The sequence below is a fragment of the Mycobacterium sp. NGS18 genome (assembly GCF_059813185.1).
The window spans coordinates 1-15,725 of sequence record NZ_JCALEC010000004.1 but is presented as its reverse complement, the minus strand read 5'-3'; the positions used below and the strand labels follow the sequence as shown (position 1 = coordinate 15,725).

The following is a 15,725-nucleotide window of genomic DNA, read 5'->3' as shown; positions in this document are numbered from 1 at the left end:
GGTTGCGGGTATGTCAGCAGCTCATCGACGCCAGGTGATCGGTGCGACCGCGACGGCCGGGGCGTTCCTGGCGTTCGGGGCCGCGCCGGCGGCCAATGCCGACGTCGATGATCTGTTCCAGCCGATCATCGATGCGCTCAGTGCGGTTGATCCCGGTATCGCCGCCGATACCGATCCCGGCTCGGCGCTGGCCTCCTTGGACTCCCTGTTCGAGGGCTGGTACCAGAACCTGGTCGCTACCCCGATCAACGACCTTGAGCAGTGGCTGTTCGGCGGGGCCGCCGATGCGAGCACGGCCGGCAGCGCCGTCGCGTCCAGCCCGGACGTCGTCACCCCGGACACCTTCACCGTCCCGCTGACGGTCAACGCCACCACCGAACCGGTGGTGAACGTTTCGGTGGGCGGCGGCGCGGCGGAACCCCTGCTGGTCGACTCCGGCGCGGCCGGCCTGGTCATGCCGATCTGGGATATCCCGTGGACCGGCATCACCGGCCTGCCCACCGGCTTCAACATCGGCCAGTTCGGCGGTTCCCTGGACTACTTCTATGTGGAGTTGCCCACCACGGTCACCTTCACCGACGCCGCCGGCGACCACGTCACCGCCGACAGCACCGTCGATGCCGTGCTCTTCGCGTTCCCGGCGAACTTCAACCTCTTCGGCCCGTGGTCCATCCAGGACTACCTGGGCCCGGCCAACGTCGTCGGCGTGCTGGGGGTCGGACCCAACGCGCTCGGGCCGACACCGGACAGCATTCCGACGGCGGCGCTGCCCGGGGATCTCGGTCAGGGCTTGCTGATCGACCAGGCCAACCACGAATTGGTCTTCGGCGCCAATCCGTTGACCGACGGGACCTCGGTCGCCGGGGCGCCCTGGACGACCTTGGACCTCAGCATCAACGGCGGTACACACCAGGCCGTCAGCGCGGTCGTCGACTCCGGCGGGGTGTACGGCACCATGCCGTCCTCGGCGCTCAACGGCATCACGCCGGAGAGCAACGGCGGCCTACCCGACGGGACGACCATCGCGGTCTACCAGCACGGCACCAACAACCTGCTGTACGAGTACACGGTGCACAACTCGAACACGGCCTTCAACTCCCCGACCGTGACCTCCGGCGACAGCATGAACACCGGCAACTTCCCGTTCGCCCAGCAGCCGATCTACATCTCCTACAGCCCGAGCGGCACCGGGACCACCATCTTCGGCGGCTCCAGCGCCCTCGAGCTGTGACGTTGACCTCTTGGAATCGTGCTGATACGCGGTTGTGACCGGCAAGCGTTCTCGCTTCCGGGCCGACAACAGATACGCTAGGCCTAATGGTCCCGCTCTGGTTCACGCTGTCCGCGCTGTGTTTCGTCGGCGCGGGCGTCTTGCTGTACGTGGACCTCGACCAGCGCCGCGGCCGCAGCCGGCGCCGCAAGTCCTGGGCCCGCTCGCACGGCTTCGACTTCGAACCGGAGTCCACCGAGATCCTGCGACGCTGGAAACGCGGCGTGATCTCGACCGTCGGCGACGCGCCGGTCCGCAACGTGGTGCTCGGCCAGATCCGCGGTGAGGCGGTCTACATCTTCGACCTGGACGAGGTCGCCACGGTGATCGCCTTGCACCGCAAGGTCAGCACCAACGTCGTCGTCGACGTGCGGCTCAAAGGTCTCAAAGAGCCACGCGAGAACGACATTTGGCTGCTCGGGGCGATCGGCCCGCGGATGGTCTACTCCACCAACCTCGACGCAGCGCGCCGTGCCTGCGACCGGCGGATGGTCACCTTCGCCCACACCGCGCCGGACTGCGCGGAGATCATGTGGAACGAGGCGAACTGGACCCTGGTCAGCATGCCGGTCACCAGCACCCGCGCCCAGTGGGACGAGGGTCTGCGCAGCGTCCGCCAGTTCAACGACCTGCTGCGGGTGCTGCCGCCGACGCCGCGGCGTCAGCCCGTCGAAGCCGCTGCCGCATCGGCCAAGCCGGCGGCCCGGCGCAACGGGCAGCCCAGCCGCCCGCTGGGTTCCGGTGGCGTGGCGGAATCCGCGGAGGACGGCGCAGCCGAGCAGACGGCGGCTCCGTCCCGGGCGGCCACTCCGCCGTTGGGCAACACCGCCGCCGCCGTCGAACGGCCACGGCGCCGGACGGCCCGCGATGAGGGCATGCTGCACGCCCCGGCTCCGGGCCGCAACGGCCGGCAGACCGCGCACTATCAGCGCTGACCGCGGCCGCCGGTCCACCGGCTCGGGCTGATGGCGGCGACCCGCGGCGCCCGACTTCGTCGTGCTGGCGATCGCCGCTACGCTGTCCGTCATGTCACGACCCACGGCCCTGGTCACCGGGCCTACCTCCGGGTTGGGCGCCGGCTACGCGCGCCGCTACGCCGCCGACGGCTATGACCTGGTTCTGGTCGCCCGCGACGCCGAACGACTCGAGGCGCTGGCGGCCGAACTGCGGGGCAGTCACGGTTGCGATGTCGAAGTGCTGCCCGCCGACCTGGCCGACGCCGACGGCCGCGCGACGGTGGCCGAGCGGCTGCGCGCCGGCGTGCGGGTGCTGGTCAACAACGCCGGCTTCGGCACCTCCGGTGAGTTCTGGACCGCCGACCCCGCGCTGCTGCAATCGCAGCTGGACGTCAACGTCACCGCGGTGATGCAGCTGACCCGGGCCGCACTGCCCGCGATGGTCGAAGCGGGCGCCGGCACCGTCGTCAATGTGGCCAGCGTCGCGGGCCTGCTGTCCGGGCGCGGCTCGACGTACTCGGCGTCCAAAGCCTGGGTGGTGTCGTTCACCGAAGGCCTGGCCGGGGGACTGAACGGCACCGGCGTCGGCATCCACGTGGTCTGCCCGGGCTACGTGCACACCGAATTCCACGAACGCGCCGGCATCGACATGGCCACCTTGCCGTCGTTTCTGTGGATGGAGGTCGACGACGTCGTCGCGGCCAGCCTGGCCGACATCGCCCGCGGCGACGTCATCAGCGTCCCGGGCCTGCAGTACAAGGCCTTGACCACCGCCAGCCGGCTGATTCCGCGGGGGCTGTCGCGGACGCTGACCAACACCTTCGGGCGGGGCCGTGGGCGCACTTAACGGCGACGAGCGCGACGAACTGGCCGCGCTGGTGCGCGACCTGTCGGTCGTGCACGGCCGCGTGACACTGTCCTCGGGCGCCGAGGCCGACTACTACGTCGACCTGCGCCGCTCCACCTTGCACCACCGGGCCGGCGCCCTGATCGGCCGGCTGGTCCGCCAGCTCACCGACGACTGGGACTACGTCGCGGTGGGCGGTCTGACCCTGGGCGCGGATCCGGTGGCGACCGCCGTCATGCACGCCCCGGGCCGGCCGATTGACGCCTTCGTAGTCCGCAAATCGGTGAAAGCCCATGGCATGCAACGCCTTATCGAAGGCGCCGACGTGAGCGGGCGGCCGGTCCTGGTGGTCGAGGACACCAGCACCACCGGCGGGTCGGCGCTGACCGCGGTGCGTGCGGTGCGCGACGCCGGCGGGCAGGTCGTCGGCGTGGCCACCGTGGTGGACCGCGCCACGGGAGCGGCCGAGGCCATCGAGGCCGAGGGCGTGCCCTATCGCAGCGTGCTCGGCCTGGCCGAGCTCGGACTGGGCTGAGCCCGGTTGTGCGGACACTGATCGCGGCGTGGCTGGCGCTGGCCGTCGCGTGCGTGGCCGGCTGCTCCAGCCCGGGCCCGACCGGCCCGTACGGCGCCCAGGGCGCCCGGCTCGGTGAGGCGCTGACCCTGCTGGGCTGGGAGATGACGCTGACCAACCTGCGCTGGGAAGTCGACCACGTGCTGATCGACGTCAAGGGGCACCTGGCCGACTCGGATGCGCCGCACGCCGCGGCCAACGAGCTGCGATTCGGGGTGTACGGCACCCCGGCGCGCACGGTCGAGGCCACGGGGCTGGGCAGCTGCGATGCGCTGGGGGAGCTGACGCCGACGCCGCTGTCGAACCGCGAACCGGATCGGCTGGACGGCACCGTGTGCCTGGGCCCGTTGAAGGAACGCAGCGCGGTGCGCGGGATTTACGCCTACTCGCCGGCCGACCGGATCAAGGACACCACGGTGGCCTACGGCGCGGCGTTCCCGGTGGGGCTGCCACCGGTCAACCCCTACGACACCGGGCTGGTGCTCACCACGCAGGGCGTGGCGGCCTACCGGGCCGACGGTGTGCCGCTGGCGCCGGCCGCCCTCGGTGACCCGAAAGCGTTCTCCGGCAACGGATATATGGTGATCACCCTGACCGCCGATGCGCTCGCCGGTCAGTACCGGGACGACGCGCAGGCGCGCGGTGGGCCGTTGATGCTGATCGCCGGCCCGTCGACGCCGATCCGCGGGCTGGGACCGGACTGCCTGGCCTCCGGGTCGGCTGTGCTGATCCTGCCGGAGGCGTCGCTGAACTCGGTGCACGTGCCGACGTCGCTGTGCACACACGGAGAGATCAACGCTGCGCTGCTCTACGCCTCGGTGTCGGTGGTGGGCACCCACGCCGCGGTATGGACCACGACGTGACCGACGCACAGGGCCCGGACCCATGCGGCGGTCCCAGCTTCGCCTCTCCTTCGTCGAGCCTCGCTGAACCGCCGGGCCCGACCGAGTGGTTCCCGCCGGCCAACGGCGTCGGGCCGTGGCCGGGCGAGCCGCCGGCCGACCCGCGCTACGACCCGGAACTGCTGCGCGAAGGCGACCACCGCAACGTTGTCGACGCCTACCGCTACTGGAGCCGCGAGGCGATCATCGCCGACATCGACCGGCGGCGGCACCGGCTGCATGTGGCGATCGAGAACTTCGGGCATGACGCCAACATCGGCTCAGTGGTGCGCACCGCCAACGCGTTCGCCGTGCACACCGTGCACATCGTCGGGCGGCGGCGCTGGAACCGGCGCGGCGCCATGGTCACCGACCGCTACCAGCGGCTACGGCACCACGACGACGTCGCCGGACTGCTGGATTTCGCCGCGCAGCACGGCCTGACCGTCGTCGCGGCCGACAACGTCGCCGGGGCGGTGCGCCTGGAGCAGACCGCGCTGCCGGCCGACTGCCTGCTGGTCTTCGGCCGGGAAGGCCCCGGTATCAGCGACGAGATGCGCGCGGGCGCCGATGTGCTGGTGTCGATCGCCCAGTTCGGCTCGACCCGCAGCATCAACGTCGGGGTGGCCGCCGGTATCGTCATGCACGCCTGGATCGCCCGGCATGGCAACCTGGAAAACGCCTGGTAGCAGCGAGCATTGGAGACGTGGTGCGGGACAACCAGCTGACCACCCGGCGCATCCGCTTCCAGTTTCACGCCCCCGACGGCCGCTATTTCGCCGACGACAACATGGTGCTCAGCCATTTCGTCGCCGAGCTGTCGGGCAGCTTCCCGCCCGGTGAGGAGTCGTTCATCCGTTCGGTGCGTCGGGTCACCGACCAGATCACCGATCCGATGCTCAAGCGCCGGGCCGCCGGCTTCATCGGCCAGGAATCCACCCACGGGCGGGAACATCGCCGGCTCAACGCCGCACTCATCGACCGCGGCTACCGGATCGCATGGCGCGACTCGAAATCCATGCGGGACAAGCTGTGTCGACGCGAGCAACGAATGTCACCGCGGGTGCACCTGGCGATGACCGCCGGTGCCGAGCACTACACCGCGGTACTGGCCGAACGGATCCTGTCCAGCGCGGAGATCCAGGCCATTCCGGGTACACCGGAGGTGTGGAACCTGCTGAATTGGCATGCGCTGGAAGAACTGGAGCACAAGTCGGTGGCGTTCGACGTCTACCGTGCCGTCGGCGGCACCGAGCCCATCCGGATCGCGGCGATGACGTTCCTGATCGCCACCACGGTTCCGGCCACCTTGCTGGCGGTGGCGATCTCGATCGCCCGCGACCCGGTGGCGCGCCGCCATCCGGTTCGGCTGCTGCGAGAAAGCCGCGCGCTGCTGCGTGGCCCGTTCTTCAAAGGGCTGTTGCGCGACCTACTGCGCTATCTCAAACCCGGCTTCCACCCCGACGACGTGGACACCACAGCGCTGCTGGAACTGTGGCAGCGCAAGCTCTTCGGCGACGGCGGCACATTAGTCGAGCACCTGCGCTGACGGTGAATCAAACAGGTAGCCGGGCATGGCCAGAAGCACATTCAGGTCACTGAAGGTCTTCAACTATCGGCTCTGGGCGGCCGGGGCGCTGGTCTCCAATATCGGAATCTGGATGCAGCGCACCGCCCAAGACTGGCTGGTGCTGACCGAGCTCACCGCCCGCAGCGGAACCGCGGTCGGGGTCGTCATGGGCCTGCAATTCGGGCCGCAGCTGCTCCTGCTGCCCTGGACCGGTTACGCGGCCGACCGTTTCGACCGGCGCAGACTCCTGATCGCCACCCAGGCGGCGTTGGGAATCCTGGCGCTCGTCCTCGGCATCCTGACCGTCACCGGCCTGGTCGAGCTATGGCACGTCTACGTCCTGGCGTTGCTGTCCGGCTGCGTCAGCGCGGTCGACATGCCGGCGCGCCAAACGTTCGTCTCGGATCTGGTGGAAGACGACGATCTCTCCAATGCGGTGGCGCTGAATTCGGCGTCCATCAATGCCGCCCGGATGATCGGTCCCGCCGTCGCCGGTGTGCTGATCGCCGCCGTCGGCACCGGATGGGCGTTTCTGATCAATGCGGCGTCCTTCGGTGCCGTGCTCGCCTCGCTGGGGCTACTGCGGGTGTGCGAGCTCCATCCCAACCCTCGTGCGGTCGGACCGGCCCGGGGCAACCTCATGGAGGGCTTGCGCTACGTCTGGGCGCGTCCGGATCTCAAGGCGATCCTGTGGATGCTGTTTCTGATCGGTACCTTCGGACTCAATTTTCCGATCTTCATCTCGACCATGTCGGTCACGGTCTTCCACGGCGGCGCAAACCAATACGGGCTACTGTCCTCGGTAATGGCGGTCGGTACGCTCGCCGGGGCACTGCTCGCCGCGGGCTGGGAACGGCCCCGCTTCCAGTCACTGCTCATCAGCGCGGCGGTCTTGGGCGTCGGTTTCGCCTTCGCCGCCGTCGCGCCCGGCGTCTGGCTGTTCGGCGTCGCGCTCGCGGTGATCGGGGTCTGCACGCTGACGTTCACCAATGCCACGAACAGTCTGATGCAACTGACCACCGACCCGGTGATGCGCGGGCGGGTGATGGCGCTGCGGCTGGCCATCGCGGTGGGCACCACGCCGATCGGTGCGCCCCTGATCGGTTGGATCGCCGACGCGTTCAGCCCGCGCTGGGCGCTGGGTGTCGCCGCGCTGTCCGGGCTCGCCGCGACGGTCGTCGCGCTGGCCTACCTGTTGAGGCGTCCGGGGCGGGCAGCCCGGGGCGGTTGTGGCGGTACGACGTGAGCTGGTAGGGCAGGATCTGGGGCTATGGATCTGCGATGGGCGAATCGGGCCGAGAGTGCCGAGGCCGCTGTCACCGCGAGGCACCTCAAACCGCTCTGGCATCTGCCGGGCACCCAGCTGGGCGTGGTGGCCTGGCCGCCGGTCCGGCGCGCCCCGCATTGGCACTACTGGTGGCAGGCGCACCTGCTGGACTGCCTCGTCGACGCGCAACTGCGGGACCCGCAGCCCGAACGGGCGACCCGGATCAAGCGGCAGATCCGCAGCCACCGGCTGCGCAATGTGTTCCGCTGGACCAACGCCTACTACGACGACATGGCGTGGCTGGCGCTAGCGATCCAGCGGGCCTGCGCCGTCACCGGCATCGACCGGCACCGTGCGCTGGGCACCCTGACCCGCCAGCTGACCGACTCCTGGATGCCCGAGGCCGGCGGCGGCATCCCCTGGCGCAAAGACGAACAGTTCACCGAGCCGTTCTTTAACGCCCCTGCCAACGGGCCGGCCGGGATCTTCCTGGCCCGCGAAGCCGAGTGGCTCCAGCGTGCGAGGGAGATGGGCGACTGGATCGACGACACCCTGATCGACCCGGAGACTCACCTGGTGTTCGACGGCATCAGGGGTGGGTCGCTGGTGCGGGCCCAGTACACCTACTGCCAGGGCGTGGTGCTGGGGCTGGAGACCGAGCTGGCGGTGCGCACCGGAGCTGAGCGGCACGCCGCCCGCGTGCACCGGCTGGTGGCCGCGGTACACAAGCAGATGGCCCCCGGCGGGGTGCTCAAAGGCGCCGGCGGGGGCGACGGCGGGCTGTTCGCCGGGATCACCGCCCGGTATCTGGCGTTGGTCGCCACCGACCTTCCGGGTGATTCCGCCGCCGACACCGAGGCCCGCGACACCGCCGCCGAGCTGGTGCTGACGTCGGCGAAATCGGCGTGGGACTACCGGCAGTCGGTGGACGGGCTGCCGTTGTTCGGGGCGTTCTGGGACCGCGCCGCCGACCTGCCGCGGGCCGAGGGTGCGGTGGCCACCTCCGTCGGCGGTGCCGTCAACGAGTCCGAGGTGCCCGAACGCGACCTGTCGGTACAGCTGTCGGGCTGGATGCTGATGGAGGCCGCCCACACGGTGGCAGCGGCCGGCCCGAGCGGGCTTAGTCGGGATTCCGCAGGCTGAGCGCGGACTCGTCGTCCGGCGTCTCGGCCGCGCGATTGCGCCGGCGCGACAGGTAGGCCTTGGTCGCCGAGAAGATCGCCGGCAGCAGCGAGACGAACAGGATCCCGATGATGATCAATTCCAGGTGGTCGGTGATGCCCGGCACCTTGGTCCCCAACAGATAGCCCGTCAGCGTCATCCCGGCTCCCCACAGGATCCCGCCGACGATGTCGAAGGCCAGATAGACCGGGTAGCGCATGTAGGACACGCCGGCGATCGCCGGGACGAAGGTCCGGGCGAACGGCACGAAGCGGGCCAGGATGATCGCCACCGGACCGTACTTTTCGAAGAAGGCATGTGAGTCGGTCACATAGTGCTTCTTGAAAAAGCGGGAGTCCTCCTTCTTGAACAGCGCCGGACCGATACGACGGCCGATGAAATAGCCGCACTGGTCACCCAGCACCGCCACGACCGCCACGGACGGCGCCAGCACCCAGATGTCGGGGTTGCCGGCGGCGGCCAGCAGGCCACCGGTGACCAACAGTGATTCACCCGGCAGCAGCGGAAACAGCAGACCGGTCTCGATGAAGACAATCACCAGGATCGCCGGGAGTACGGCGTGCTCGAATACCCCGCCCTGCCCGATCCAGTACATCGGGTCCAAGATGTGGGGCATCGCCGCCACCGTCATGCTCATGACGCACCAACATACCCGGGGCTCCGTGGGAAACCGTTGCTGAGATACTCGAGGGCAGGTTCGGTCAGCCAAGAGGAGAGTGTTCCATGCCCATCGCCACCCCCGAGGTCTACGCCGAGATGCTGAGCCGCGCCAAGGAGAACGCGTACGCGTTCCCGGCGATCAACTGCACGTCGTCGGAGACCATCAACGCCGCCATCAAGGGTTTCGCCGACGCCGGCAGTGACGGCATCATCCAGTTCTCCACCGGCGGCGCGGAGTTCGGCTCCGGTCTGGGCGTCAAGGACATGGTGACCGGCGCGGTGGCGCTGGCCGAGTTCACCCACGTGATCGCCGCCAAGTACCCGATCAACGTGGCGCTGCACACCGACCACTGCCCGAAGGACAAGCTGGACGGTTTCGTGCGTCCGCTGCTGGCGATCTCGACCGAGCGGGTCAAGGCGGGCAAGGACCCGCTGTTCCAGTCGCACATGTGGGACGGCTCGGCCGTGCCGATCGACGAGAACCTGGCCATCGCCGAGGAGCTGCTGGCCAAGGCGGCGGCCGCCAAGATCATCCTGGAGATCGAGATCGGCGTGGTCGGCGGCGAAGAGGACGGGGTGGAAGCCGAGATCAACGAGAAGCTCTACACCACCCCCGAGGACTTCGAGAAGACCATCGACGCCCTCGGGGTCGGCGACCACGGCGAGTACCTGCTGGCCGCCACCTTCGGCAACGTGCACGGCGTCTACAAGCCCGGCAACGTCAAACTGCGCCCCGACATCCTGGGCGAGGGTCAGAAGGTGGCGGCGGCGAAGCTGGGTCTGGCGGCCGGCTCCAAGCCGTTCAACTTCGTCTTCCACGGCGGCTCGGGTTCGCTGAAGTCCGAGATCGAAGAGGCGTTGCAGCACGGTGTGGTGAAGATGAACGTCGACACCGACACCCAGTACGCGTTCACCCGCCCGATCGCCGCGCACATGTTCACCAACTACGACGGGGTGCTCAAGATCGACGGCGAGGTCGGCAACAAGAAGACCTACGACCCGCGCAGCTACCTCAAGAAGGCCGAGGCCGCAATGACCGAGCGGGTCATCGAGGCGTGCAACGACCTGCACAGCGCCGGCAAGACCCTCAGCAGCTGACCGGCCTTACGCCGAGCAGTCGCGAAAGCCCCCAAATCCACCGCGATTTGGGGGCTTTGGCGACTGTTCGCGGGGTTGCTACCCGCCGTGGGACTGGCAGATCTTCCACTGGTCGTCGCGGAACTGCAGGTCGAAGCTGCGGGTGGAGCGGACCCGCGGCTCATAGGCCATGAACGCGGTGACGTTGGCTTCGGCGTGCCCCTCGTTGACCACGACCTCGTCGATGCTGGCGACCACCGGATACTGCTTGGCCGCCGCGATCCGGCGGTAGGTGTCGTCCCAGGCCTTCTGGTCGTAGTTGACGTAGCGGTCGCGGATGTCGCCACAGGTCAGGCTGCGCAGCGCAGCCAGGTCGCCGTTCTGCATGGCGACGTCGAAGTTCGAGATCGTGCCGCGCACCTTCTCCTCCTGCGAGGCGGCTTGCCGCTCGTCGCGGGTCAGCCATAACGTGCCGAGCACCGCGACGACGGCCAGCGCCAGGATGATCAGGATCAGCGCCATCACCCAGCCCCAGCTGCGGGAGACGGTGACGGGCAGTTTGCCGCCCAGCCGCGGCGGAATCTGTTGCGGGGTGGCCTTTCCGGCCTTCCCGCCGCGCCGGGCGAACAATTCCGTGTCGGCGTCGCCCACCGACGGAATGACCTCGGTCTGTCCGGCGTCGAACCCCGGCGCGGTGAATCGGCGCTCCGGCGGCCCGGTGGGGCCGGCGGCCGAAGGGCCGGAGGGGGCTTCGGTGGTGATCACCTCGGTGACGGCCTCGGCGTCGTCGTCGGATTGCGGGCCGGTTTCGGTAATCACCGTGGTGGCGGTGTCGTCGTCCGCCGAGACGACGGGGTGGACTTCGGTGGCCTGGTCGTCGCCGTCGGGCTGCTCGATGGCGGCTTCGCCGGTCTGGGGACCGTGACCGGGTGCTGGTGAGGCAGGAACGTCGTCGCGGTCGGGGCCGGATGGGTTCGGCATGGGCTAGTGCTGTCCTCCCGCTAGCGAATCTGCTGGGCGCCAGCTTACTGAGCGAGCAGGCGGGTTGCCGGAGTGGCTGGCCGTGGATGGCGCGGCAGAATGAACGATGTGACTCACACCGGTAATCTCCTCGGCCCCGATCCGGTCTTGCTGCCCGGCGACCCCGACGCCGAGGCCGGCCTGCGGGCCAACCAGAACCCCGAGATTGTCGCGGCCGCGCATCCGGCAGCCTCGGTGGCGTGGGCGGCGCTGGCCGAAGCGGCATTGGCCGAGGACAAGGCGGTCACCGCCTACGCCTACGCGCGCACCGGTTACCACCGGGGCCTGGACCAGCTGCGCCGCAACGGGTGGAAGGGCCACGGTCCGGTGCCGTACGCGCATGAACCCAACCGGGGCTTCTTGCGGTGTGTGGCCGCGCTGGCGCGTGCCGCCGCCACCATTGGGGAGACCGAGGAGCAGGCGCGCTGCCTGGCCCTGCTCGACGACTGCGACCCCGACGCCCGCTCGGCGCTGGGGCTGAGCTGACCCTCGTCAGCATCCGATGGGGCAGTCGCCGCCCTGCCCGGGCGGCTCCACCTGCACGGTGGCATGGGTCAGGCCGCGGGCGGCCAGCACCGCGCGCGCCTGGCCGAGCACCCGGCCGGGGTCGGTATCGGCGCACAGGTGGGCGGTGGCCATGTCCTGGCCCGGCACCAGCGTCCAGACGTGCAGGTCGTGGACGTCGGTGACGCCGTCGACGCCGGCCAGCGCCGCGCGCAGTTCGTTGACGTCGATGTGGCTCGGCGAGGCCTCCGACAGGATTCGCAGCGCGGCCCCGGCCAGCGCGAACGCCCGCGGCAGCACCCACAGCGCGACGAAGACGGCGACCACCACGTCGGCGTAGGGCCAGCTGGTGGTCAGCGTGACGACACCGGCGATCAGCACGCCCACGCTGCCGACGGTGTCGGCTACCACCTCCATGTAGGCGCCGCGCACCGCGAGGCTGTGCGCCGAATGCGAGCGCAACAGCAGGGCCACCCCGACGTTGACGGCCAGTCCGGCGATCGCGACGACGATCATCGGCCCGCCGGGCACATCCGGTGCGGTGCCGATGCGGCGGATCGCCTCGGTGAGGATGAACGTCGCCATTCCGATCAGCAGCACCGCGTTGGCGACCGCGGTGAACACCTCGGCGCGGTGCCAGCCGTAGGTGCGCGACGGCGACGTGCTGCCGCGCCGGGCCAGCATCACCGCCGCCACCCCCATGAACAGGGCGGCCAGGTCGGTGAGCAGATGCCCGGCGTCGGCCAGCAACGCGATCGAGCCGATCACCACGGCCGTGGTCAGTTCGACGGTGAACAGCGCGGCCAGGATCACCGCCGCGATGACCATCCGGGACAGCCGGGCGTCGGTGTGGCTGTGCATGCCGACGAATCTAATCCGTTGCCGGTCCGCAGGAGCCGACCGGATGTGGCCCAACCCCGAACTGGGCTTGCAGGTGTCCTCGCACACAACTACTATTGTACGAATATTCGGTAATCAGATGACGAATAATCGACATTTACGCAGTGTCACTTGAGCCGCCGCAGCACGTGAGATGGAGGAGCCGCATGACGACGATGCAGGACGAGGCAGTGACGTTCTCACCGCGCTCGGGTGAGTCCTGGCGCAGTCCGTGGCCGATGTATGCCGCGTTGCGTGAACACGACCCCGTGCACCACGTAATTCCGGACCACGCTCCGGACAAGGATTATTGGGTGCTGTCCCGCTATGCCGATGTGGTGGATGCGGTTCGTGACTGGGAGACGTTCTCGTCCTATCACGGGTTGACCGTCGACTATGGCGAGGTCGAGAGGCTGGGCCTCGCCGACAATCGTCCGCTGGTGTTTCTAGACCCCCCGGAACACACCGAGTTGCGCCGTCTGGTGCACAAGGGATTCACCCCGAAGCAGATGGTCAAGGTCGAGCCTGCGGTTCGCAAATTCGTCGTCGAGCGTATCGAGCGGTTGCGCGCCAATGGCGGCGGCGACATCGTCACCGAGTTGTTCAAACCTCTGCCCTCTATGGTGGTCGCGCACTACCTCGGTGTCCCCGAAGGGGATCAGGGGCAGTTCGACGTGTGGACCGACGCCATCGTTTCCGGCGCCGTAGCCGAGGGCCAGTCGCAGGCGGCCATGGACGCCGCTATGGAAATGTTCGGGTACTTCGCCGAGTTGGTCGAAAGACGCAAGGCTGACCCGGGCGATGACACGATTTCCCATATGGTTGCGGCTGGCCTCGGCGCTGACGGCGATGTCAGTGGCTTGCAGAAGATCATGGGCTGGACATTCACCATGGTCACGGGGGGTAATGACACCGTAACCGGGATGCTCGGCGGGAGCGCCCCGTTGCTCACCGAGCACCCCGATCAGCGGGCGAAGTTGATCGAGGACCCAAGCCGGATCGGCGAAGCTGTGGAGGAGTTGTTGCGTCTGACGTCGCCGGTGCAGGGATTGGCCCGCACCACAACTCGTGACGTACAGATAAATGGCGTGACGATCCCCGCCGGGCGCAAGACGCTATTGCTGTACGGCTCGGCGAACCGCGACTGGCGCCAGTATGGACCGGATGCCGAGGAACTCGACGTGCTGCGCAAGCCAAAAGGGATCCTGACCTTCGGTCAAGGCAACCACCACTGCATCGGCAACGCCGCGGCACGGATGGAGTCGCGGGTGGCTCTCGAAGAGTTGCTCGCGCGGTGCCCGAACTTCAGCGTCGACTGCGATGCCATCAAGTACGCCAAGGGCATGTTCACCCGGAGGCCGATCAGTATCCCGTTCGTCCCTGAGGCCTGAAATTCCAAGGAAAGTTGTCATGAAGGTAGAAGCCAACGACAACTGCGTCGGCAACGGGATCTGCGAAGGGATACACCCGTCTGTATTCGAGGTCGGCGACGATGGTGTGGTCATCGTGCACAATGCCAAGATCCGCGAGGAAGACCACGATCTGGTGTGTTTTGCGGTCAAGAGCTGCCCCGCCCAGGCCTTGCGGCTCGTCAACGAATCGTAAATGGTAGCGAGTGCCCGGGATCGCGATCATTTTGGGCTGCAACCGATTCAGCATCGGGTTGATCGTTGATCCAAGGCCGCAGCCCTGACTTCGGACATGGACAGCGAGTTTTCGATCGGCTAGGGCTTTGACCTGTGGGTTCTCCTTTCCCGGTGCTGTGTTTGGGGTACTAGCCCGGTAGGTTCGGGCGGTGGCGTACGTGCGGAAGGTGCGCACGACCTCAGGCGCGGTGGCGGTGCAGGTCGCGCGCAAAGATCAGGGCCGTGTGGTGATCCTGGCGCATCTGGGTTCCGCGCATACCGATGCTGAGCTGGGCATTCTGCTGGATGCGGCCCGGCAGGTCGTGGCTGGTGGGCAGGCCGCACTCGATTTCGAGGTGGCCGCGCGTGCGCAGTCGATGACCGAGGTGGCCGACTTCCGCGCCGAGCGCTCACTGATCGCCGATCCGGCAAAGCCGGCCGTAGTGCCCGTGGTCCCGCCAGGGCGCACGATGGGCACTTGCTCACGACTGCTCTATGACGTCCTCGCGGGCGTCTACGACTGGCCGGGTTCGGTGTGGTCGCCGACGACGTGTTCCGGGATCTGGTCATCGCCCGGATCGTGGAACCCACGAGCAAGGCCGACGCCGAGCGGGTGTTGACCGATCTGGGCGTATCGACGGTGTGCTACCGCACGATGGCCCGTCATCTCGACCTGGTCGGACCGGGCGGGTATCGGGATACGATCGCCACCAAATGCTTTGACTACAGCAGTGATTGCGGTGGCCTGTCCCTTCTGCTCTACGACGTAACGACGCTCTATTTCGAGGCCGAGAACGAGGACGAACTGCGCAAAGTAGGGTTCAGCAAAGAGCGGCGCATTGACCCTCAGATCGTTGTCGGTCTGCTCGTCGACCGGACCGGATTCCCTTTGGAAATCGGATATTTCGAAGGTAATACCGCCGAGACCACGACCATCGTGCCGATCATCACCAGCTTCCTGGAGCGTCACGGCCTGCAGGACACGCCGATGGTCGTGGCCGCTGACGCCGGGATGCTGTCGCAGAGCAATCTGAAAGCGCTCGACGAGTTGGGCCTGTTGTTCATCGTGGGCTCGCGGGTTACGAAAGCGCCCGGGGATCTGGAGTCCCATTTCCATTGGAACGGCGATGTTTTCGCCGATGGCCAGGTGATCGACACCGTCACTCCCCGGCACGGCAACACCAAGGTCAACGACACCAAGCTGCGTGCTGAACCCGTCTGGGATCGCGAGCACGATTCCGGGGCGTGGCGGGCGATCTGGTCGTACTCGGCCAAACGGGCGCGGCGTGACCAGAAGACGCTTGCGGCCCAGGAGGCCCGGGCGCGGGCGATCGTGGCCGGAGACAAGAAGGCCAAGGCCGCGCGATTCGTGAAGGTCCGCGGTGGTGACCGCAGCCTCGATGAGGCCAATCT

The 15,725-nt window shown here is 68.2% G+C and carries 16 protein-coding genes and 1 pseudogene; 14 read left to right on the top strand and 3 right to left on the bottom strand.

Annotated features, from left to right (window positions below):
* The first annotated feature begins 10 nt into the window (after positions 1–10).
* From AC5Y31_RS09200 to AC5Y31_RS09160, 9 genes are all read left to right on the top strand, one after another.
* On the top strand, positions 11–1,231 hold the full coding sequence (locus tag AC5Y31_RS09200; protein ID WP_499979818.1) for a PecA family PE domain-processing aspartic protease: 1,221 nt from the start codon (positions 11–13) through the stop codon (positions 1,229–1,231).
* A gap of 86 nt (positions 1,232–1,317) precedes the next feature.
* A complete protein-coding gene (gene ttfA, locus AC5Y31_RS09195) occupies positions 1,318–2,205 on the top strand; it encodes a trehalose monomycolate transport factor TtfA (protein ID WP_499979817.1) in 888 nt (295 codons plus the stop codon).
* A 91-nt stretch (positions 2,206–2,296) separates the two neighbouring features.
* Positions 2,297–3,073 (top strand): SDR family NAD(P)-dependent oxidoreductase, encoded by a 777-nt coding sequence (locus AC5Y31_RS09190; protein ID WP_499979815.1) that lies wholly within the window; start codon positions 2,297–2,299, stop codon positions 3,071–3,073.
* A complete protein-coding gene (gene pyrE / locus AC5Y31_RS09185; RefSeq protein WP_065024337.1) occupies positions 3,060–3,608 on the top strand; it encodes an orotate phosphoribosyltransferase in 549 nt (182 codons plus the stop codon). The genes AC5Y31_RS09190 and pyrE overlap by 14 nt, the downstream gene beginning before the upstream one ends.
* Positions 3,609–3,616: 8 nt before the next feature.
* Complete coding sequence (locus AC5Y31_RS09180) at positions 3,617–4,510, top strand: hypothetical protein (protein ID WP_499979812.1); 894 nt, start codon at positions 3,617–3,619, stop codon at positions 4,508–4,510.
* Positions 4,507–5,217 carry a TrmH family RNA methyltransferase gene (locus AC5Y31_RS09175; RefSeq protein ID WP_234787381.1) on the top strand — a complete coding sequence of 237 codons (711 nt, stop codon included), beginning with the start codon at positions 4,507–4,509 and terminating at the stop codon, positions 5,215–5,217. Before AC5Y31_RS09180 ends, AC5Y31_RS09175 begins: the two co-directional genes overlap by 4 nt.
* A 20-nt stretch (positions 5,218–5,237) precedes the next feature.
* On the top strand, positions 5,238–6,077 hold the full coding sequence (locus AC5Y31_RS09170; protein ID WP_499979811.1) for a metal-dependent hydrolase: 840 nt from the start codon (positions 5,238–5,240) through the stop codon (positions 6,075–6,077).
* Between the two features lie 25 nt (positions 6,078–6,102).
* Positions 6,103–7,344 (top strand): MFS transporter, encoded by a 1,242-nt coding sequence (locus AC5Y31_RS09165; protein ID WP_499979809.1) that lies wholly within the window; start codon positions 6,103–6,105, stop codon positions 7,342–7,344.
* A 30-nt stretch (positions 7,345–7,374) separates the two neighbouring features.
* Positions 7,375–8,508, top strand: coding sequence for a glycoside hydrolase family 76 protein (locus AC5Y31_RS09160; protein WP_499980327.1), 1,134 nt, complete (start codon positions 7,375–7,377; stop codon positions 8,506–8,508).
* Here AC5Y31_RS09160 and AC5Y31_RS09155 read toward each other — a convergent pair.
* The gene (locus AC5Y31_RS09155) at positions 8,486–9,184 is read right to left on the bottom strand and encodes a DedA family protein (protein WP_499979808.1); all 699 of its coding nucleotides are present in this window, start codon (positions 9,182–9,184) and stop codon (positions 8,486–8,488) included. The genes AC5Y31_RS09160 and AC5Y31_RS09155 overlap by 23 nt on opposite strands.
* An 86-nt stretch (positions 9,185–9,270) precedes the next feature.
* On the opposite strand from AC5Y31_RS09155, the gene fbaA reads away from it, so the two are divergent.
* Positions 9,271–10,305 (top strand): class II fructose-bisphosphate aldolase, encoded by a 1,035-nt coding sequence (gene fbaA, locus AC5Y31_RS09150; RefSeq protein ID WP_499979806.1) that lies wholly within the window; start codon positions 9,271–9,273, stop codon positions 10,303–10,305.
* Positions 10,306–10,383: 78 nt separating this feature from the next.
* On the opposite strand, the gene AC5Y31_RS09145 is transcribed toward fbaA, so the two are convergent.
* Positions 10,384–11,265 carry an Rv0361 family membrane protein gene (locus AC5Y31_RS09145; protein WP_499979805.1) on the bottom strand — a complete coding sequence of 294 codons (882 nt, stop codon included), beginning with the start codon at positions 11,263–11,265 and terminating at the stop codon, positions 10,384–10,386.
* Positions 11,266–11,373: 108 nt separating this feature from the next.
* On the opposite strand from AC5Y31_RS09145, the gene AC5Y31_RS09140 reads away from it, so the two are divergent.
* Positions 11,374–11,790, top strand: a complete 417-nt coding sequence (locus AC5Y31_RS09140) for a DUF3151 domain-containing protein (RefSeq protein WP_499979803.1) — start codon at positions 11,374–11,376, stop codon at positions 11,788–11,790.
* A gap of 6 nt (positions 11,791–11,796) precedes the next feature.
* On the opposite strand, the gene AC5Y31_RS09135 is transcribed toward AC5Y31_RS09140, so the two are convergent.
* Positions 11,797–12,669, bottom strand: coding sequence for a cation diffusion facilitator family transporter (locus tag AC5Y31_RS09135; RefSeq protein ID WP_499979801.1), 873 nt, complete (start codon positions 12,667–12,669; stop codon positions 11,797–11,799).
* 185 nt (positions 12,670–12,854) lie between these two features.
* Here AC5Y31_RS09135 and AC5Y31_RS09130 point away from each other — a divergent pair, with 185 nt between their 5' ends.
* From AC5Y31_RS09130 to AC5Y31_RS09120, 3 genes and pseudogenes are all read left to right on the top strand, one after another.
* Positions 12,855–14,078 carry a cytochrome P450 gene (locus tag AC5Y31_RS09130; RefSeq protein ID WP_499979798.1) on the top strand — a complete coding sequence of 408 codons (1,224 nt, stop codon included), beginning with the start codon at positions 12,855–12,857 and terminating at the stop codon, positions 14,076–14,078.
* Positions 14,079–14,097: 19 nt separating this feature from the next.
* Entirely contained in the window at positions 14,098–14,292 is a 195-nt protein-coding gene (locus AC5Y31_RS09125; protein ID WP_499979796.1) for a ferredoxin, read from the top strand.
* Between the two features lie 190 nt (positions 14,293–14,482).
* Positions 14,483–15,725, top strand: a pseudogene (locus tag AC5Y31_RS09120) (IS1634 family transposase); the annotation flags it as partial.